Genomic DNA, 19195 nt, shown 5'->3' on the forward strand with positions numbered 1-19195 from the left:
AAGTCACCACTCCGGCCGAACACGACGGAATCACGGGATTTGCCGAAATCCCGAGAAAAACGGCAACACCGCTGCTCGTCGGTCCACGGAGTCCGGTGCTGTCGTCCGCTCCCGCCTCGGGAACACACCCCCGGGAACCGGTGAAGGCGAAGCGCGGCGAACCGACCGCCCCGGGAACGAAAGAACCTCCGTCAGCCGACCACGGCGGCCGAAACCGCGTCGAGCAGTCTCCCGTGGACCCCGCGCAGCCCCGCACGCGGCGCGCGGACCTCCACCACCCGCAGTCCCGGCCGGTACCGCAGGGCGCGAGCCAACTCCTCCCGGCCGGTCACCAGCTCGTGGGGCACGTGGTGCGCCGCGCACAGCGCTGCCAGGTCCGTTCCGTGCGGCGTGCCGAAAACGCGCTCGAAAGTCTCGGAGTGCGCGGAACGGCCCTGCTCGAGCAGGCTGAAGATCCCGCCGCCGTCGTCGTTGTACACCACGATCGTCAGATCGGGGCGCCGCTCGTGCGGACCGAGCAGCAGACCGTTGGAGTCGTGCAGGAAACCGAGGTCCCCCAGCAGCGCGTAGTTCGGTCCCGCGCTCTCCAGCGCCACCCCCACCGCCGTGGAAACCAGACCGTCGATGCCGGCCGCACCGCGATTGCGGTGCACCCGGACAGCCGGCCTGCGCGCCCCGCACAACGCGACGTCCCGAGCGGGGTTGGACGATCCCAGCACCAACAGCGAGTCCGCGGGAAGAGCCTCGACCAGCCGCCCGGCCACGACCGGTCCGCTGTCCACTTCCTCCCGCTCCAACGCGGCGTTCAACTCCGTACGCGCCTTGTGGTCCGCGGCGCGCCAGGTGTCCAGCCACTCCGGATCGGGACTCACAGCCGTGGTGTCCAACCGGCCGGCCACCACCGAGACGTCGTGCGCGGGCGCGGGCCAGCCGTCCGGGTCGGAGTGCACCAGGATCACCTCGATCCCGCTGTCTGCGAGCAACCGCTGAACCTGGCGGAACACGGTCGGGCGTCCGACGCAGACCACCTGCTCCGGACGGTGCTGCCGCACGAACTCCGGCAGCGCGAGCAGCCACATCCCGGTCGGCAGCGTGTTGGCCCCCGCCGTCACCCCGCCCGTCTCGGACAGCAGCGGCCAGCCGAGCGCCTCCGCCCACGCGGTGGCCCGTCCGGCCGCGTCCTGATCGGCGAGGATCACCAGACCACGCGCGGAACGCACCTCGGCCTCGGGGGGAACCTCGGCCACCGCGCCGAAACCGGTCCAGGGCCCGCCGCCGGCACGCCCCTCCAGTGACTCGCACCACTCCGCACCGCCGTCCTCGTCCGGAACCAGGGGCTCCCGGAAGGGAACGTTGAGGTGCACCGGCGCGCGCCGACGACCTCCGCCCGAGGCGGTGTGCACCGCGCGGCAGACCTGACTGCGCCAGTACGCGTTCTGCCCCGGCCGGTTCTCGGCGACGGCGATCTCGTCGAACGAGCGCACCGCCGAGGTGTAGAGCCGGTTCTGGTCGATCGACTGGTTGGCCCCCGCCGCGCGCAGCTCCGGAGGGCGATCGGAGGTGAGCACGATCAACGGCACCCCGGAGTGACGGGCCTCACTCACCACGGGGTGCAGGTTCGCCGCGGCCGTGCCGGAAGTGCACACCACCGCCACGGGAGTGCCGCCCGCTGCCAGCCCCAGCGCCAGGTAACCCGCGCTGCGCTCGTCTACGCGCACGTGCAGCCGTACCCGCCCGGAGACCTCGGCCCGGTACAGCGCGAAGGCGAACGCCGCGTTGCGGGACCCCGGCGACAGCACCACGTGGCGCACGCCGTCGCGCACGAGCTCGTCGACCATGACCTCGGCCTGCGCCGTCGCGGGATTCAACCGACCACTCCAGCTTCGCGGTGGATGTGCGGGTCGGGTCCAGACTATTGACGTCCTCCCCACGGCTGAAGCCGGGGCCCGCGCGCTGCGGAATCCGGTCGAGAGGCGGATGAGCACCGGCGGTGCCGCGCCGCGGCGAGAGTCCTCGGCGGTGGCGGCGGAAGCAGCCACGCGACCGAAGGGGAAACTCACATCATCCCCGGGTACGGTCCGGAGCCGGAGCTCACCGGCGGACAATGCCGGTATGAGCAGCACGCGGAGGCTCCGCCCCTTGAAGGTCCCCGACGGCGCCCGCGCCCCGGAGGTCCTTCCCGAACTGCGCCGGGCGCTGGACGGCGACGGCCCGGCCCTGCTTCCGATCCCGGAAGGGGACCCCGCCGCAGTCGAGACCGCCGGGGCGCTCGGAGCGGACGAGCCGCTGGACCCGGCGGAGGACTCCCCCCTGGATCCGACCGCGCTCGTGATCGCGACCTCCGGTTCCACCGGGCGGCCCAAGGGAGTGCTGCTGTCCGCGGCGGCGCTGCGCGCCTCCGCGCGGGCCACCCACCACCACCTGGGCGGACCGGGGCGATGGCTGCTGGCCATGCCTGCTCATCACATCGCGGGCATCCAGGTCCTGATCCGCTCGCTGCTGGCGGGCCGCCCCGCCCACGCCGTCGACTCGACGGCGGGGTTCCGTCCCGAGGTCTTCGCCGACGCGGCCGAGGAGGTGCTGTCCGTTCCGGACAGGCACTACACGGCGCTGGTGCCCACCCAGCTCGGCAGACTGCTCGCCCCCGAGAGCGATCCGCGCGGTTTGCGGGCGCTGCGCGCCTTCGACGCGGTGCTGGTCGGAGGCTCGGCCATCGCGCCGAGCCTGCTGGACAGCGCGCGGCAAGCAGGTGTGAACGTGGTCACCACCTACGGAATGAGCGAAACCGCGGGTGGGTGCGTCTACGACGGGACCCCCCTGCCCGGCGTCGAGGTGCACGTCGAAACCCCCTCGCCCGGCGCTATCAGCCTGTCCGGGCCGACCCTGGCGCGCGGCTACCGCCGTTCCGGAGGCGGCAGCACCGCCTTCGCCGATGGCTGGTTCCGCACCGGCGACCTGGGCGAGTGGCGGGACGGCCTGCTCGACGTCCTGGGCAGAACGGACGACTTGATCGTCACCGGCGGAGTCAACGTGGCCCCTGCCGTGGTCGAGCGCGCGCTGAGCGGGCACCCGCTGGTCCGGGAGGTCTGCGTGCTGGGCGGCCCGGACCCGGAGTGGGGACAGGCCGTACTGGCCGCCGTGGTCCCCGAAGGGGAAGCTCCCCCGCTCGAGGAGCTGCGCGCGGCCGTGCGCGAGCGGGCCGGTGCCGTGTGCGTCCCCAAGCGGTTCGCCGTGCTGGACGAACTGCCCCGCCGCGGCCCGGGCAAGCCGGACAGGACGGCACTGCTCGGGATGTTCGCCGAGCGCGGGGAGAACGAGCTCTCGACGGGACTGCCCACCGGGTCGGACGAGCCGATGCGCGAGGATGACCCCCATGGCCTCAGTCGCTGAATGGGTGGAAGGTGCCCGCATCCGTACCCTGCCGAACGCGATCGCCCCCGTGATCGCGGGCAGCGGCGCCGCGCTCGGCACCTCCGGATTCGACCTCCCGTTGGCCTTGTTGGCCCTGGCCGTGTCACTGCTGCTGATCACGGGGGTCAATTTCGCCAACGACTACTCCGACGGCATCCGCGGCACGGACGAGGAGAGGACCGGCCCGCAGCGCCTCGTCGGCTCGGGAGCGGCCAACCCGCGCAGCGTGCTCGCGGCGGCCCTCGCCTGCTTCGCGCTGGCGGCGATCGCCGGGCTGGCCGTGCTGTACCTGAGCGGGCACTGGTGGCTGCTGCTGCTCGGTGCGGTCAGCATCGCGGGAGCCTGGTTCTACACCGGGGGGAAACACCCCTACGGTTACGCGGGACTCGGCGAACTGGCCGTTTTCTGCTTCTTCGGCCCCGCTGCGGTGCTGGGCACGATGTACGTGCAGGCCGACACCGTCAACGGCTCCGGAATCGGGGCGGCGGTCGCGATGGGCTCGTTCTCCAGCGCGGTGCTGGTGGCGAACAACCTGCGCGACATCCCGACCGACACCGCCAGCGGCAAACGCACCCTGGCCGTGCTGCTCGGCGACAGGGACACCAGAACCCTGTACGCGCTGCTGACGCTGCTGCCGTTCCTGATCAGCACGCTCACGGCGCTGCGGATCCTGCCCGCGCTGCTCGGCTTCCTCGCCCTGCCGCTGGTCGTCACTCCACTGCGGACGGTACTCGGAGGCAGAACCGGGCTGAGCCTGCTGCCCGTGCTGCGGGACACGGGTCTGGCCATGCTGCTGTGGGCCGTGACCACGGCGATCGGGTTCGCCGTCGCTTGAGCGGGGCCCGCGCGTTTCCGCGCGCGTCCGCCCCCGATGGACGGACGACAGCGCGGAAACGCGTTCCGGGCCGGGTTCGGCGTCAGCGTCGCCGGATCCGCACCAGCCCGTACGCCCAGTTGAGCGCGAGCCCCAGCGGCACCGCGGCAGCCACGGCCAGACCGATCTGGAACAGCCGCGAGGTCGCCAGCTCGTACACCTGGAGAGCGGTTCCGGTGCGCACCCTGACTTCCTGCTCGCAGGTCATCGTGGCGGGTCCGGAGAACCAGCGCTCGTAGTACCTGTAGTGGCCGGACCTTTTGCGCGGACTGATGATCTGACGTTCCTCCCCGTTCTCGGGGACCACGTCGCAGTACGCCGCCGTATGCCTGCGGGAACGCTTCTCGATGCCGATATCGCCGTTTTCCCAGGTGAACTGCTCGGTCACCCTGTCATGGCCGTGCTCCTCCAGCACCATGTACGTGGAGTTCAAAGCCCCGTACCCGTACATCGCCGCGAATCCGAGCACGAGCAGACCGGCCCAACCGATCGCAAGGCCGACCACCACTTTCCGCAACATTCGTCCTCTCTCGCTGTTTCCTCCGCGCGGAGGTGAGTCCCGTCCGCCCCGAGGTCCCTCGCAGCGTGGCTCGCTCGGTCGGGCGGTCACCGGCACGTGAGGCGGTGCCCCGCTGCGTTGCGGGGCACCTCGAGCAGCCACCTGCGCCACGTGCCCGCTGCCCCGCGACGCAACCACTCCCACGCACCGGAACTACTCGCTCCACGTGAGCTGAGCACCCCGGCCACAGCGAACCCCGCTGCGGAGAACCTCTCATTCCGGCGGGCGGTTCGGGTCGTTCTCGATGATCTCGGCGACCTCGTGCCCCTCGTCGAGCATCTCCTTGGCCTGCTGCATGTTGGGCACTCCGGAGGCGAACGCCGACTGCACCCCCTCGTCCTGCAGGGCGCGCCCCTCGGCCACGTCCTCCCAGCTCAGCTCGCCCTCGTCGACGCGCCGTTGCAGTTCGGCGATCCCCTCCGGGGCCTCCCCCCTCCGGACGAGCTGCTCGATCCGCTCGGTCTGCTCCTCCGAGAGCTTGGCCTCGGGCAGCTCCCTGTTCATCTCGTCCGCGCGGGCGCCCACGCGCTCGGCGTTGGCCAGCGCTTCCTCCAACGCCGCCTCGGCGTCCCGGATCTCCTGGGTTTTCCAGTCCTCGTTCACTTCTTCCCCCGACCGGTCGACTGCTCTCGTGCGGAAATCCGCTGCTCCGGGCGAACGATCCGTCCCCCGACACGTGACGGCTCGCTACAGGGTCCCCGACATGGACGTCTGATAGCCCGATCCCCCACCGCCGTCCTGGGAACCGGAGGACCCGGTCGGAGTGGAACCGTCCTGCTGTGCGGAACCACCGCCGTCGCGCATCTCGGAGTAGGTCTGGCGCGCCTGGGAAGCGTCCTGGCGCGTCTGAGTGGCCCCGTCCCGCACCTGAGTGGCCCCGTCGGCCACCTGAGTCGCTCCGTCCTTCATCCCGGACACGGCGCTGCTGAGCTCGCTGCCCTGGTCCAGGACCGCGTTGACGGCGTCCCCGGTGCTGCGTGGCCCGTCGCCACTGGCGATCTCCTTTATCTTGGAAAGCGAGGTCCCCGCGGACTTGATGCCGTCGATCATCTGCTGGACGCCCTCGTACATCTGCCTGATCGCGTCGATCATGTCCAGGATCATGAAAACGAGGTCGACGCACTGCAGGACGAGACGCACCGCGTTCGCCCAGCCCCCGACCGGGATCCAGGCGGTGCAGGCGGCCTGGATCAGCCTGTTGACCAGCTTGGTCAGCATCTCGAGGATCTTCGAACACAGCATCTCCGAGGCATCGGCCGCCTTGGTGAAGCCCTGGCTGATCAGATCGGCCACCGCGGCGTCGGCCTCGAGGGCGACGGTCCAGGTCCCGACGATCATGGCCTCGAAGGAGGCCGCGGCCTCCCCCTCCCAGCTCTCGCGCAGATCGCTGGCGCCGTGGTTGATGTTCTCGCGGACCGCCCGCAACGACTTGCCCACGGCAGTCCACGCCTCTGCGTTCTGGCCGATCTTGGCGAAGTCCCCGGTGATCGGCGATATCAGGGATTCGACCAGGTTCTGGCCGGTCACCTGCTCGTAGATCCAGTTGATCCCCTGGACCTGCCAGCTGGCCCCCTCGATCGCCGATTTGAGCCCTTCCGAACTGTCCTGGTTCGTCTCGGGTTCCAGTTCGGCCAACGGATCGGCGGAGTCCTCGAACAACGCCACTGAGTTCCCCCTTTCTTCCTCGTCCGTGAGCGAAAGCGCCGGTGCCTGCCGCGCTTGCTCGCCGCGCCGCGGACAACCGGCAGCCGAGCGTCGAACCCCGCTCGTGGGATCCGGTCCCCTCGGAGAACGGGCTCAGACCCGCATCGCGTCGAGTTCCGAGGAGATCTTGCCGAGCATCTGCTCGATTTTTCGCTCGCGCTCCTCGTAGTCCTCGGCCGTTTTGTCCAGTTCCTCACGGACCTGGGTGAGTCGGGACTCGGCCAGCTGCAAGGTCTCGGAGTACAGGGAGGTCACCCCCTCCACCACGGGGATCAGGGCCGCCATGACCCCGGTGAAACCGCTGGTGTCCGAGGCCGTCTCGTTGGCGTACTCCTCGATCTTGCCGAAGTACTCCGCGTTGCGTTGCAGCAGTTCGCCATACCCCTGCAACTGGGGAGTCGTCACCCTCGCGAGTGTCGTCAACGTCCCTCCTGCCGATCGCTGCGGCGATGTCGGGACTCTGCCTAGCAATCACCCGTGTGGCGGACCGCGAATACGCCGGAAACGTTTCTCTTTCGTAATAATCGGATCCGCCCCGTGCGAGTCGTCGTCGCACGGGAAACCGACTCACCCGCGAAGTGGGCACGAAACGGACACCCCGCCCGGGGGCTTCAGTAGACCAAGGGCCGCAGCACGCGACGCGACACCTCGGCGGCCGTGTCGCACTGCTCGGGGCCCGCCTCGGGAACGGCCACCGTGACCTGCAGAGTCGTACCGGCGACATCGGAGTACACGGTGCAGTCGTTGGCGTGCGACGTGCGCGAAGCGGTAACCGGCAGCGAGGTGACCTCCTCGGAACCGATCTCGTGGTAACCGTCCGGCTGCGCGGCCACCAGAACGGAGCGCTCGCCTTCCCGCCCGGGAAAGCGGCACCCCCGCACCGGCGGGTCGAAACTCACCTCTTCCGAGCTTCCGGACTCCACCGGAAAGGCGAAACGCCCCAGCTCGGCCGGCCCCACCAGTTCGCACAGCCGTTCGGCGGAAAGCTCCCCCAGCCGCTCCCGCTCCTTCTCGGGAACCTCCCGCGTGGTCGAAACACCGGAGGAGCTGGGGGAGGCCTCGGAGGAGCTCCCGGCTCCGTCCGCGGGGGAACCACCACCGGAGCACCCGGCGAGAGTGACCAACAGCACCCCGGCACACAGGGACACGCGCTTCGGATCCGCCGAGCCGCGTCGGAAACCGGCACCTGATTCACGAGACATGGGATTCAGGATGCCTGATGGGGGTTTCCCGGCGTGGTTGTCGTGGGCGCTCGCTCGGCGGAACCTCGCGCAGGCCCTCGCTCCCGGTGCCCGGACATCGGGCAGCCGCCCCCGAGGCGCTCACTCCCCCCGGCGGTCCGGTTCCGGCTCCTCCGGATCGCGCTCCACCGGGGAGGGGTCGGCCGTTCCGCGGAGTTGAGCACGCAGTCGTTCCTTGTGCTGCCGGCGCACACGGCTCCGCTCGGCCACCCCCGCGGCCACTCTGCGCCGCAGCCCCGGGAAAATCACCAGGGAGAGCGGCATCGCCACCACCACGGCCACCGCCAGGGCCACGAGCAGCGGAACGCGGAAAAGCACGAGCGCCCCCGCCAGCACGGCGAGCAGGCCGAAACGGGCCACGGTGTAAAGAGCGATGTCGAACGCCAGCCGGCTCGACCCCCGCTCCTCCCGAGAGTTCTGGTCACCCGACTCGGAATCGGGCGGTCCCTGCTGTTGCTGCACCTCAGCCAGGGTAGAGGACGGCCGCGGACGCGGAACCGCCCGTTCGGCGAAACGCCCTCCACCGGGACTCCCGCCCGCCGCGGCCCCCGGAGGAACGCTGGCGGGCAGGCGCCCCGAAGAGAAGTGACTCGAAACACGTTCGGCTCAACCGGACGCGAACCGGGGCAGCAGCCGCCGCGAAAACCGGTACTTTCCGAAAAGTCGCAGGTCGCCCGAACCGCACTTTTCGTCCCTTACTTTCCCTTTACCTGAACCCAACTGTTCGAGTACCCGACGCGGGGAGTGCCAGGATGCGACCGGAATGCCCGGATACCAACTCCGACCGTGGAGGTCACCAGTGACAGCGTCGACCCAGCAGCTTCCGCAGAACAGCCAGGATCAACTGCTCACCCCAGGAGAGGTCGCCGCTATGTTCCGCGTCGACCCGAAGACCGTGACCAGGTGGGCCACCGCAGGCCGGATCGGGTCGATTCGCACGCCGGGCGGGCACCGGAGGTTCCGCGAATCCGAGGTCCGCACCATGCTCGCCGAGCTGACCAGCGATGTGGACACGGTAAACGGCGTTTGACGGAGGGTTCCCGCTTCGGCTGCCGCGGGTTCTCGGGAACGGGGCGCCCCGGCATCGGCAGCGATGACGACCTCGCAGGGCACCTCGAACGGTGGACCGCGCAAGCGGAGTCGGCCGCCGTGCGGCGGTCGTGCTCGATTTCCGGTTCCCTGGACGGGTACCGTGAAACCGACACGAAACGGACCAAGAGATCTTTTCGGACGACTCGGAGCCCCGGGACACCACTCGGAACTCCGCGCGCTCGCCCGGAAGTGGTCCGCGAGGACCCGCCACTGGACTCGTTCGGTGTGCGACCGTACACAGTAGGTGCCTGCCCGTTCCGAGCGTGTTCCGCTAGTCTGGGAGCGGGGAGAAAACGGAGGTGGCCACGATGCTCTACGCCCTGGCTGCGATCGGCGCGGTGACACTGATCGTGCTCTTGTGGAAGGGCTTCGGCCCGGTGCGCGAGGCACTCGAGCGGCGGGAGGACGAACAGCCCGGACGCCCGGCTCCCGACGACGACCCGGAATTCCTCCGCAGGATCGCGGAGCAGCAGAACAAACCCGGTGAGGACAACCGCTGAACAGTTGATCGGGTGGTGATGAGCGGCGTCGGCCGCTCATCACCACCCGATCAACCGGCACCGCCGGTTTGGCTCGGTCTTCTCTTCGGCGCGCGGCGCCGAAACCATCACCGTGCCCACCGACACCGCCGGGGGTTCTCAGTCACGGGTCTCGCGAGGACAGCCTCGACGTTGTGCAGCCGCTACCCGATGTCGAGGATCCCGCAGCGAGACCCCGACCGAGGTCCCCCCACGGAACCACCCGAGCAAACCGAGCCGCTCAGAGTTCTCACTGCCTGCCGGCAGCGTGCGGGAAGTCGTCGGCGACGGTCGCGGCGAGCTCGAGCAGTGCCAACCTTGTCGGGGCGGCGAGCTGGTCCAGGTCCACCTCGGCCCCCTCCTCGAGGTGGGCGTCGAAAGGAATCCGGGAAACCGAGCGGCACCTGGCACCGAAGTGCGCCGCCAGCTTGTCCACGTCGACCTTGCCCGACCCCGGACGCACCGAGTTGATCACAGCGACGGAACGCGCGACCAGTTCGCCGTAGCCGTGCGCGTCCAGCCAGTCCAGTGTGGCCGAAGCGCTGCGCGCGCCGTCGACCGAGCCCGGTGAGACGATCACCAGCGAGTCGGCCACGTCGAGCACGCCCTTCATGGCCGAGTGCATCAGACCGGTGCCGCAGTCGGTGAGCACCATGTTGTAGAAGTGCTCCAGCAGCGACACCGTGGTGTGGTAATCGGACTCGCTGAAGGCCTCCGAAACAGCCGGGTCCTGCTCGCTCGCCAGCACCTCGAGCCGGCTCGGCCCCTGCGAGGTGTACGAACGGACGTCGCTGTACTTGCGGATGCGCTGGGCGTCCCGCAGCAGGTGCCGCACCGTCGCCGTGGTCTCCATCGGAATCTTCTGGCCCAGCGTCCCCCGATCCGGGTTCGCGTCCACCGCGATCACGCGGTCACCACGCAGCGAGGAGAACGTGGATCCGAGGGTCGCCGTAGTAGTGGTCTTGCCCACCCCGCCCTTCAGGCTGAGCATCGCGATCTTGTAGCAGCCTTGCAGCGGCTGGTTGATACGACCGATCAGCTCACGCCTGCGGACGTCGGCCGGACTCTCCCCCGGGTTGATCGTTTTCCCGCTGGCCAGGTAGACGGCACGCCGCCAACCGGACTGCGGGGGACGTTTGGCCTGGCGCACCAGCTGCGCCGAGGAGAGGTCCTGTCCCAGGGCGGGATCCTGCTGGCCGGGAACCGGCTGCTGCGCGGGAAAGGACTGCCCCTGCTGCGGCTGCGGGTGCCCCTGCGGATATCCCCGCGGGGGATGGGGCTGCTGCCCGGGAGGAGCCGGGTAGGGACCCGAGTGCCCGCCCCACACCTGGTGGGCGCCGGAGGAGCCCCCCGGAGCCTGGTGCGGTCCGGACTGCATCCGGTACTGCTCCGCGCCGGGAACCTGCTGGGGCCCCGAAGCCGCGGGATTCACGTAGGGAGGCACCACGGGGTTGGGCCCCGAGTACGGCTGTCCCGGGACCTGCCGCGGAGGAGGCGCTCCGCCGGGAACGCCCGGCTGCTGATGCGCCCCCGGGTCACCGGGCGGATTCGGGCCGGACCGCTCCGGGTTCACCCCGGCCGCGGGGTCGCCGCCCGGGGTGGCGCTCACCTCGGTTCCCGCACCGTAGTCGGGCACCGAGTGCTCCGGCCGAGCACCGCTTTCGGCCGCCTCCGCGTTCGAGTTCGGCGTCGCGTCGGAGGAGCCCTGTTCCGAATCCCACCGGGCTCCCGGCTCGTCCTGTCTTCCGGTCACCGTTCGAATCCTCCAAGAACGAATCGAGAGCCACCGGTCCGCGCGCACGGCAGTTGGCGGGTGAAGCCGAGTCCGCGCCGGATGGCGCTTCCCGGAAGCGGGCGGCCACCGCGGCGCGAAACCGGTCCGGGCATCGGACCGGGCACGGCAACCGCGATCTTACGGACGGTGTCGACCGGTGTGCGAGGACCCTGCCGACCCGGCTCCTCCACCCGCGCGAACGGCCTCACAGCCCCGCGTAGGAGTGCAGCCCGGAAATGACGATGTTGATGAAGAACAGGTTGAAGACCATCACGGCCAGACCGAAGATGTTGATCCAGGCCGCGCGGGTGCCGCGCCACCCCGAGGTCGCGCGGGCGTGCAGGTAGGCCGCGTAGACGATCCACGCGATGAAGGAGCAGGTTTCCTTGGGGTCCCAGCCCCAGAAACGTCCCCATGCGGCTTCGGCCCAGATCGCACCCGCGATGATCGCGAACGTCCACACCGGCATGATCAGCACGGTGGCCCGGTAGGCCACCCGGTCCAGCATCCGGCTCATCGGCAGCCTGCTGCCGATCCGTTCCGACTTCAGCGGGTTGTTCTCGTACCGCAGGCGGACGAGGAACATCATGCTGGTGACGCCGGCCACCATGAACACGCCGGTGGAGACGATCGCGGCGGAAACGTGGATCCAGATCCAGTAGGACTGCAGCGCGGGCTGCAGCTGGGAGGCCTTGGCGTACAGCGCGGTCCCGGACAGGAACAGCAGCAGCGTGGTCGGCAGCAGCACGAACCCGCCGAGACCGCGCAGGCGAGGAGCGGTGGTGGTCTTGCGCTGCGGGCGGGACTGCCGGTAGAGCACCACCAACCACGCCACGACGGCGACCAGGCAGATGGCCGAGCCGAACTCGTACATGTTGCCCCAGGGCACGCGGCCCACGGCGAATCCGCGTGTCACCAGGGAAAAGGCGTGCACGAGAGTCGCGAGTGCCGTGACGGCCACCGCCATCCCGCCGAAGCGTTCGGACCACGGTTTGCGCGGCTCGGGTTCCAACCGTCCCACGACGGGACGCTGCGGTCCCCCGGAAGCGGAGCTCCCCCCGGCCGCGGACACGGCGGCGGGCTCGGCCGAGTTCTCCTCCGCCGAGTCCCGCGCTCGCGCGGAGGCGAATTCGGCGAAGTACAGCAGCATGGCGAGAACGTAGACGGCGACCGAGGTCGCGAACGCCATGTCGCTCAACGTAGACAACGTCCCGTTGACCTGCATCAACTACTCCTTCCGCGGGAGTTGTCCCCCGCCACCGAGGAGGAGGTGGAACCACGCCCACCCACCAGCAGCTCTTCGGCGATCCTGGTGAACTCCTCGCCGTATCCGGCCTGATCGGTGCGGGCGAGTCCGCCGATCTCGACGGAAGTGTCGCCGTCCGACTCCTCCGCGTCCGTGCCGGTGGGCCCTGTTCCCGCCCCGGCCGGAGTGATCCGCACCCAGATTCTGCGCCGCTTGATGCTCAACGAGGCACCGAGGCCGACGACGACCGTCAGCGCGAACACCAGGACGTACGGCTGGAACGGGTTGTGCGAGACCTGCAGGTTCACCCACCGTTGAACACCGTCGAACCTGATGGAGGTCCCGTCGGCCAGGCGAACGGAATCGCCGACGGCCAGGTTCTGCCGCTCGACCCGCTCCAGCTCCCCGGAGTCGATCAGTTCCTGGTTAACGTTGAAGATCGACTGGCTTTCCCCGGTAGCGAAACCGAGTTTGCCCTTGAGCACGTCCACGGCGACCATGGGGTCGTTCAGCGCGGGAAAGCTCGAGCTGAGGACCTTGCCGTTCAGCTGCGCCGTCGGCGCGAACAGCCCCCTGATCGCCAGCTGGTTCTCGTGGCGCCGCTGCTCATCGGGCATGTCGGGCCGGTCGAACTTGGTGGCTCCCTGCGACAGCATGGTGCCGGTGTTCACGGGCTTCCACTGGGTCTTCTTGGTCCGCTGCTGTCCGTCCGGGAAGGTCACCGTGAACACCGGGGTGTAACCGTTGCCCGTGAGGTAAACCCGGTCCCCGGCCGTGCGCAGCGGATTGTTCACCTGGAGGTCGTGCGGTTTCCAGTTGCCGTTGTCCAGCGCCTCTCCCGACTGGTAGTCGATGTCGGCGTGGAAGTTGTCGGGCTGGCCGGACGGGAGGTATCCCACGTCGAAGTCCTTCACCCGCAGGCAGAACTCGCTCAGGCTGGTTCCGTCCACGGTGGGGCCCGCCCGGAAGGAGTCGTAGTTGTACGTGCCCGAGTTGCAGAAACTCGACCCGTCGGCCTGCACCACCACCTGGCCCTCGTAGCGCGTGAGCTGACCGCCGGCGACAGTGATCAACAGTCCGACGAGGGCGAAGTGGAAGACCAGGTTCCCCGCTTCCCGCAGGTAACCGCGTTCGGCGCTGATCGTGCGCGACCCGTCCGGTTCGGTCGCCTCCTCGGTCCGCCAGCGACGCAACCTGCGCCGGGCGACCGCGGTCATCTCCTCGGCGGAGAGGTCGACGGTTCCGCCCGCGTGATGCGGCATCCTCTCCAGGTTCCGCGGCGTGCGCACGGGACGCGCGCGCAGCTGGCGCAGGTAGTGCGAGCTGCGCGGCAGCAGGCACCCGATCAGCGACACGAACAGCAGCACGTAGATCGCCGCGAACCAGACGGAACCGAAGACGTTGAACGCGCCGACGGCGTCCAGGACCTTCGCCAGGGTCGGGTAGTTGTCGGAGAACTCCCTGACGTTGTCCTCGTTCAACGACCACTGCGGCAGCAGCGCTCCGGGAAGCGCCGCGAGCGCGAGCAGGAAAAGCAGGACCAGGGCGGTGCGCATGGAGGTCAACCCGCGCCAGGTGTTGCGCAGGAAGCTCAGGGTGCGCCGCAAGAACGAAGTGCTCATCAAATCGGCAACTCGAATCCGTTGATCGGGACGCGCAGTTCGGCGATCATCTCTCCCCAGAGACCGGTGACCAGCAGCAAACCGACCAGCACCAGCAGGCCTCCACCGATGAGCTGAATGACCCGGCCGTGTCTGCGCAGCCACCCGGTGCTTCTCACCGCCCAACGCGCGCCGAGGGCGAGCACCACGAACGGGACGCCGAGGCCGAGGCAGTAGACGAGCACCAGGAACGCCCCCCGCACCACGTCACCGTTGACGGCTTCGGTGGTGTAGGCGAGTGATATCACCCCGCCGAGAGTGGGGCCGATGCAAGGTGTCCAGCCGAGACCGAACACCGCACCGAGCAACGGAGCTCCCCAGACACCGCCACGTGGTACGCGGTGGATCCGCACGTCGCGCTGCAGGGCCGGGAACGCTCCGAGGAAAACCAGGCCCATGAGCACCGTGACGACCCCGCCGACGCGGCGCAGCACCGGCTCGTTGGCCAGCAGCGCGTCCGAGAGCCCGAACACGAGCATGGTGGTCAGCAGGAACACGACCGTGAAGCCGAGGATGAACAGGGCCGCCGCGCCGGCCACACGCCAACGTCCGCGACGCGTCTCGGCGGCTTCCGAAACGTCGACGGCGGGAGCCTCGGCTCCGACCACACCGGCGAGATAGGCCAGATATCCGGGGACCAGCGGCACCACGCAGGGCGAGGCGAAACTGACCACACCGGCGAGCGCGGCGAACCCGACCGCCAGAAGCAGCGGTCCGGACTCTGCCAACGCATGCGGATCCACACCGCCGAGGGTAGGCAAGCCTTCCGCGGGACGGGACAGCGCCCCTGGTGAGCGGGAACACACTACGCGCGCGATCCGCCTCGCGGTGGGGAAAGCCCCGCCCGCGGGCGGCGGAACGACGACCCCCTACCGGCGAATCCTGTTAGTTCGCACCACCGGGTCCGGGGGCCCGGGAGTCCTGCTCCTCGGATCCGGACTCCTTCGAGCCCGTCCCCTCGGAACCGGTGTCCGCTCCCTCGCTCGCGATGTCCCGCACCTTGGGCAGCAGCTCGTCCTTGGTGATCGCCGTCAGGTAGATCGCCGCCACCCGGTGCCGACGATCCAGCACCACGGTCGCCGGGGTCGTGCTGCGCGGAAAACCGTCCAGGGCCAGCATGGCGCGCCCGGAGGGATCGAAGATCGACGGGTAGGTGATCCCGAAGTTGTCCACGAAGTCCCGCGCGGCGTCCCGGTTGTCCCTGACGTCGATGCCGAGCAGCTGAACCCCCTCGTCACCGAGGGAGTCCTGCACCGCCTGCAGATCCTCGGCCTCGGCCCTGCAAGGCGGACACCACGATCCCCAGATGTTGAGCACCACGGCCTCGCCCTCGAAGTCGGACAGCCGAATCCGCTCGTCCGACTTCTTCAGGGACTCGCCCTCGAGACCGGTCACCCGGCCGCGCTCGTCCGGCGGGTAGAACAGCCTGGTCCTGCCTCCCGGGGAGACGAAGGTGAACTCCCCGTTGTCGGTCACCGCGTCCCCGTCGCCGCCCGCGCACCCGGACAGCAGACCGAGCAACGCCACGGTCGCCAGGACCAGCCATCGCCTACCGGCTCGGAACCGCCGACGGTTCGACTTCATGCACCACTCGCTCTCGCGTCCGTCTCACCCGCGGGCTCGGTGTAGAACAGCCGTTCGAACTCCTCGTCGCGGAACACCAGGCTGGTCACGGAAGCCAACGAGCACTGCCGTCTCCGCGGATCGTGCCACAGGGGTTTGCCCTCGAGGTAACGCCGCAGTGTCCAGATCGGAAGCTGGTGCGAGACGCAGACGGCCTCGCCCGTGCCCGCCGCGTCACGCGCCCGGTGCGCCGCCGCCAGCATCCGGTGGGCGATACGCAGGTACGGCTCCCCCCAGGACGGACGGAGCGGGTTCCACAGCTTCGGCCAGTGCCGGGGGGAACGCAGCGCCCCGTCCCCCACCGAGACCCTGCACCCCTCGAAGCGGTTCTCCGCCTCGATCAGGCGTTCGTCCGTGGTGATGTCGAACGCGTGCTGCTCGGCCACGGGTGAGGCCGTTTCCGCGGCGCGCCGCATCGGGGAAGCGTGCACCGTCCTGACGTCGTGCTCGGCCAGGAAGCCCGCGACCAGCTTGGCCTGGCGCCGACCTTCCTCGGAGAGCCGGTACCCGGGAAGGCGCCCGTACAGAATGCCCTCCGGGTTGTGCACCTCGCCGTGACGCACGAAGTGGACGACGGTGGTTCTTCCACTCACTTCCCCGCCTCCGAACCGGCCGCTGCTGCCGCTCTCGCCGCGTGCGGCAGCGCTTCCGCGATGATCTCGAAGGAGGTGTCGTCCATGGCCGCGTTGACGAACCAGCACTCGAAGGCGCTCGGCGGCGGGTAGACACCGCGCCGCAGCAGCTCGTGGAAGAACGGGGGGAACCTCCAGCTCTGCTGGGACTTCGCCCCGGCGAAGTCGTGCACCGGCGTCTCGGTGAAGAAGACGCTGAGCATGTTCCCGGCGAAGGAGACCCGGTGCGGCACCCCCTGAGCGCTCAGCGATTCGGTGAGCAGCTCGCCGAGCCTGGCGGAGTTGCGGTCCAGGGCCGCGTAGGCCGCGTCGTCGGCGGCGCGCAGGTTGGCCAGTCCCGCAGCGACGGCCACGGGGTTACCGGCCAGGGTTCCCGCCTGGTAAACCGGGCCCCGCGGGGCCAGCAGGTCCATCACGTCGGCGCGTCCCCCGAACGCGGCCGCGGGCAGCCCGCCGGACATGACCTTGCCGAAGACGTACAGATCACCGGCGACGCCGTCGAGGCCGTACCAACCGGCGCGCGACACCCGGAATCCCGTCATCACCTCGTCCATCACCAGCAGCGCACCGGCGGAGCGGGTGATCTCCCGCAGCTCGGCGTTGAAGCCCTCCCGCGGTGCCACGGCCCCCATGTTGCCCGCGGCCGCCTCGGTGATCACGCAGGCGATGTCGTCGCCGTGCTCGGCGAAGACCTCGCGCACGGCCTCGATGTCGTTGTAACCGACCACGATGGTGTCGGCGGCCTGGGCGTCGGTCACACCGGGTGTGCTCGGCAGCCCGAGGGTGGCCACTCCGGAACCCGCTCCGGCCAGCAGCGAATCGACGTGCCCGTGGTAGCAACCGGAGAACTTGACGACCTTGCTGCGCCCGGTGAAGGCGCGGGCCAACCTGATCGAGGTCATCGTGCCCTCGGTTCCCGAGTTGACCAGCCGCACGTGCTCGACCGGGCCGACCCGGTCGATGATCTCCCGGGAGAGGTCGATCTCCCCTTCTGCCGGGGTGCCGAAGGACAGCCCGTTGGAGGCCACCCGGCGCACCGCCTCGACCACGTCCGGGTGCGCGTGGCCGTTGACCATCGGCCCCCACGATGAAACCAGGTCCACGAAGCGGTTGTCGTCGGCGTCCCAGAGGTAGGGGCCCTCGCCGCGAACCATGAACCGCGGTGTTCCGCCAACCGAGTGAAAGGCGCGCACCGGGGAGTTGACCCCACCGGGTGTCACGGCCTCCGCGCGCTCGAACAGCTGCCCGGAGCGTGGCGCGGGATCGGATACGGACGACGTGGAGTTCGCGGGAGTATCGGCAGTCACGCTTCCAGTCTGCCAGCCGGAGAACTCCGGGGGCCCGGGCCTCCCCCGCGGCGGGTGGTACATCTTGCACGGCCCCGGAAGGGGGCGGCGCGTGGGCCGTGCCCCGCGACACCGCCGGACCACCCCCACGCGGGCGGCTGCTCGACCAGCTGCACCAGCTGCGCGAAGTTCCGCCGCGAGTCCTCGCCGGGAAGAGCGGGAAACCCCGGTCAGGAGGGGCGGTCGACGGTTTCGTCCCCGGGAGGGGGCTGCGTCGAGTCCCGCGCACCGGAACGCCCACCGACCCCGAGCATCAGCTCCCGGAGCCCGTCCAGCAGCAGCAGACCGGCCGCGGTCACCGCGAGCACGGCCAGCGTGACCCAGCTTCCCAGCATCCTGGAGACGACCACCCCGCCCGAGGCCGCGGGGAGGTCGATGTGGACCACCGAGTTCCCCCAGGCGGAGAAGGCCGCCGCGACCAGCAGGGCGGCGAGCACCAGCTCGATCCCGAGAACCACCAGTCGCCGGGGCTGGTGCAGCCCGGGTGAACGTGTTCCGGTCGAGCTCGCCGCGCTTTCGGAATCCCGCACACGGCAAGGATCGCACGGCGGGGTCACTCAGGAGGCCCCGGCGGCTTTCCCAGCGCGGTGCGCAGCGCTTCGGGGTCCCGCGCCCAGGCCAGCACCCTCTCCCGCCGCTGCGCTGAGCCCGGTTCCCCGCTGCTCAGCAGCAGCGGAACAGCGCCGGTGCCCCTCGGGAGGGTGAGCTGCCCGCCCAGCACCCGCCCGGTCCAGGCATCCTCCGTCTCCCCGAGGGCCTCGATCCGCTCGACCGGCACGGTCTCGCCTCCGACCACCAGCCGTTCCGGGGTCAGCAGCACCGAGCGGTACTTCCTGCGCGCGGCGACCCAGACAGCCGTGGCGGCCGCGAACAGCGCCGCCGCCCCCAGCCACTGCGGCAGGTGCACCGGCCCGGGCAGACCGAGCTCGACGAGCAGGCCGAGCAGCGCGAAAGCGGGTCCCCAGGTCAACGGCGACCAGCCGGACCCGCTCTCGACGTAGCCCGCACCTCCGAGATCAGTCGCGGTCACCGGACAACCACTCCGAGGTGCTCCTGCGCCAGAAGCAGGCCCAGGCCAGCACCGCCAGCAGCAGCACGATCAGGTTCGTGGGGGTCCACGTGCCGAAGGCCAGCACGAACAGCACGTGCCCGGCCGCGAGCACCGTGAGCGCGACACGTGCCCAGGAACGCCCCCGCAGCACCAGCAGGGCCAGCACCACGTACCCGGCTGTCAGCGCCACGGCGACAGCGGTGTTCACCAGCAGCAGGCTCCGGACCATCGAACCGGCCTGGACTTCGGGGACACCGCGAACGTCGATCAGCCGGTCCCGCAGCGAACCGAACTCCGTCCAGGCGATCGTCGCGCGGACGATCAGGAAGACCCCCAGCGCGCCCCAGAGGCCGAGGCCTGCGCGCAACGCGGGCGGAGCCCCGGCGAGAGACGGTCGCGATGTGTCCATCTCCCGAAGATATCCCGGAACGGCTCCGGCCCCGGCACGCCTCGCGGCCGGCGT

General features: G+C 70.0%; 21 protein-coding genes. 4 read left to right on the forward strand and 17 right to left on the reverse strand.

Going from position 1 to position 19195, the window contains the following annotated elements:
- Positions 1 to 191 precede the first annotated feature (191 nt).
- Positions 192 to 1868 (reverse strand): 2-succinyl-5-enolpyruvyl-6-hydroxy-3-cyclohexene-1-carboxylic-acid synthase, encoded by a 1677-nt coding sequence (menD, locus tag FHR84_RS09730; RefSeq protein WP_179535137.1) that lies wholly within the window; start codon positions 1866 to 1868, stop codon positions 192 to 194.
- A 244-nt stretch (positions 1869 to 2112) separates the two neighbouring features.
- Between menD and menE the strand changes: the two genes are divergently transcribed.
- Together menE and FHR84_RS09740 are read left to right on the forward strand one after the other, a co-directional pair.
- Positions 2113 to 3390: an o-succinylbenzoate--CoA ligase gene (menE, locus tag FHR84_RS09735; RefSeq protein WP_179535138.1), complete on the forward strand. Its 1278-nt coding sequence runs from the start codon at positions 2113 to 2115 to the stop codon at positions 3388 to 3390.
- A complete protein-coding gene (locus FHR84_RS09740; protein WP_179535139.1) occupies positions 3374 to 4246 on the forward strand; it encodes a 1,4-dihydroxy-2-naphthoate polyprenyltransferase in 873 nt (290 codons plus the stop codon). Before menE ends, FHR84_RS09740 begins: the two co-directional genes overlap by 17 nt.
- A gap of 82 nt (positions 4247 to 4328) precedes the next feature.
- On the opposite strand, the gene FHR84_RS09745 is transcribed toward FHR84_RS09740, so the two are convergent.
- From FHR84_RS09745 to FHR84_RS09770, 6 genes are all read right to left on the reverse strand, one after another.
- Positions 4329 to 4805: a hypothetical protein gene (locus FHR84_RS09745; protein ID WP_179535140.1), complete on the reverse strand. Its 477-nt coding sequence runs from the start codon at positions 4803 to 4805 to the stop codon at positions 4329 to 4331.
- A 252-nt stretch (positions 4806 to 5057) separates the two neighbouring features.
- On the reverse strand, positions 5058 to 5447 hold the full coding sequence (locus FHR84_RS09750) for a hypothetical protein (RefSeq protein WP_179535141.1): 390 nt from the start codon (positions 5445 to 5447) through the stop codon (positions 5058 to 5060).
- Between the two features lie 84 nt (positions 5448 to 5531).
- Complete coding sequence (locus FHR84_RS09755; protein ID WP_179535142.1) at positions 5532 to 6509, reverse strand: hypothetical protein; 978 nt, start codon at positions 6507 to 6509, stop codon at positions 5532 to 5534.
- Positions 6510 to 6641: 132 nt separating this feature from the next.
- A complete protein-coding gene (locus FHR84_RS09760; RefSeq protein ID WP_179535143.1) occupies positions 6642 to 6971 on the reverse strand; it encodes a hypothetical protein in 330 nt (109 codons plus the stop codon).
- Positions 6972 to 7159: 188 nt separating this feature from the next.
- Positions 7160 to 7750: a DUF3558 family protein gene (locus FHR84_RS09765; protein WP_179535144.1), complete on the reverse strand. Its 591-nt coding sequence runs from the start codon at positions 7748 to 7750 to the stop codon at positions 7160 to 7162.
- A gap of 120 nt (positions 7751 to 7870) precedes the next feature.
- Positions 7871 to 8251, reverse strand: a complete 381-nt coding sequence (locus FHR84_RS09770) for a DUF4229 domain-containing protein (protein WP_218862616.1) — start codon at positions 8249 to 8251, stop codon at positions 7871 to 7873.
- Positions 8252 to 8588: 337 nt separating this feature from the next.
- Here FHR84_RS09770 and FHR84_RS22370 point away from each other — a divergent pair, with 337 nt between their 5' ends.
- Both FHR84_RS22370 and FHR84_RS09780 read left to right on the forward strand, forming a co-directional pair.
- Complete coding sequence (locus tag FHR84_RS22370; RefSeq protein WP_026152763.1) at positions 8589 to 8819, forward strand: BldC family transcriptional regulator; 231 nt, start codon at positions 8589 to 8591, stop codon at positions 8817 to 8819.
- A 370-nt stretch (positions 8820 to 9189) separates the two neighbouring features.
- Positions 9190 to 9381: a hypothetical protein gene (locus FHR84_RS09780; protein ID WP_179535407.1), complete on the forward strand. Its 192-nt coding sequence runs from the start codon at positions 9190 to 9192 to the stop codon at positions 9379 to 9381.
- A 268-nt stretch (positions 9382 to 9649) separates the two neighbouring features.
- Here the strand turns inward: FHR84_RS09780 and FHR84_RS23230 are convergent, their stop codons facing one another.
- The 10 genes from FHR84_RS23230 to FHR84_RS09830 all read right to left on the reverse strand — a co-directional run bounded on the left by FHR84_RS23230 (position 9650) and on the right by FHR84_RS09830 (position 19141).
- The gene (locus tag FHR84_RS23230) at positions 9650 to 11152 is read right to left on the reverse strand and encodes an AAA family ATPase (RefSeq protein WP_179535145.1); all 1503 of its coding nucleotides are present in this window, start codon (positions 11150 to 11152) and stop codon (positions 9650 to 9652) included.
- Positions 11153 to 11378: 226 nt separating this feature from the next.
- Positions 11379 to 12398, reverse strand: coding sequence for a c-type cytochrome biogenesis protein CcsB (ccsB, locus tag FHR84_RS09790; protein ID WP_179535146.1), 1020 nt, complete (start codon positions 12396 to 12398; stop codon positions 11379 to 11381).
- Positions 12398 to 14041, reverse strand: coding sequence for a cytochrome c biogenesis protein ResB (gene resB, locus FHR84_RS09795; RefSeq protein ID WP_179535147.1), 1644 nt, complete (start codon positions 14039 to 14041; stop codon positions 12398 to 12400). The genes ccsB and resB overlap by 1 nt, the downstream gene beginning before the upstream one ends.
- The gene (locus FHR84_RS09800) at positions 14041 to 14823 is read right to left on the reverse strand and encodes a cytochrome c biogenesis protein CcdA (protein WP_179535148.1); all 783 of its coding nucleotides are present in this window, start codon (positions 14821 to 14823) and stop codon (positions 14041 to 14043) included. The genes resB and FHR84_RS09800 overlap by 1 nt, the downstream gene beginning before the upstream one ends.
- A 142-nt stretch (positions 14824 to 14965) precedes the next feature.
- Positions 14966 to 15664: a TlpA family protein disulfide reductase gene (locus FHR84_RS09805; protein WP_179535149.1), complete on the reverse strand. Its 699-nt coding sequence runs from the start codon at positions 15662 to 15664 to the stop codon at positions 14966 to 14968.
- A complete protein-coding gene (locus FHR84_RS09810; RefSeq protein WP_179535150.1) occupies positions 15661 to 16296 on the reverse strand; it encodes a histidine phosphatase family protein in 636 nt (211 codons plus the stop codon). Before FHR84_RS09810 ends, FHR84_RS09805 begins: the two co-directional genes overlap by 4 nt.
- Complete coding sequence (hemL, locus tag FHR84_RS09815) at positions 16293 to 17642, reverse strand: glutamate-1-semialdehyde 2,1-aminomutase (RefSeq protein WP_425489881.1); 1350 nt, start codon at positions 17640 to 17642, stop codon at positions 16293 to 16295. Before hemL ends, FHR84_RS09810 begins: the two co-directional genes overlap by 4 nt.
- A 209-nt stretch (positions 17643 to 17851) precedes the next feature.
- Positions 17852 to 18211, reverse strand: coding sequence for a hypothetical protein (locus FHR84_RS09820; RefSeq protein WP_179535151.1), 360 nt, complete (start codon positions 18209 to 18211; stop codon positions 17852 to 17854).
- A 23-nt stretch (positions 18212 to 18234) separates the two neighbouring features.
- Positions 18235 to 18711, reverse strand: coding sequence for a hypothetical protein (locus FHR84_RS09825; RefSeq protein WP_179535152.1), 477 nt, complete (start codon positions 18709 to 18711; stop codon positions 18235 to 18237).
- Positions 18698 to 19141 carry a hypothetical protein gene (locus FHR84_RS09830; RefSeq protein ID WP_179535153.1) on the reverse strand — a complete coding sequence of 148 codons (444 nt, stop codon included), beginning with the start codon at positions 19139 to 19141 and terminating at the stop codon, positions 18698 to 18700. The genes FHR84_RS09825 and FHR84_RS09830 overlap by 14 nt, the downstream gene beginning before the upstream one ends.
- Between the last annotated feature and the right edge of the window lie 54 nt (positions 19142 to 19195).

Source organism: Actinopolyspora biskrensis (genome assembly GCF_013408175.1).
Classification (GTDB): domain Bacteria; phylum Actinomycetota; class Actinomycetes; order Mycobacteriales; family Pseudonocardiaceae; genus Actinopolyspora; species Actinopolyspora biskrensis.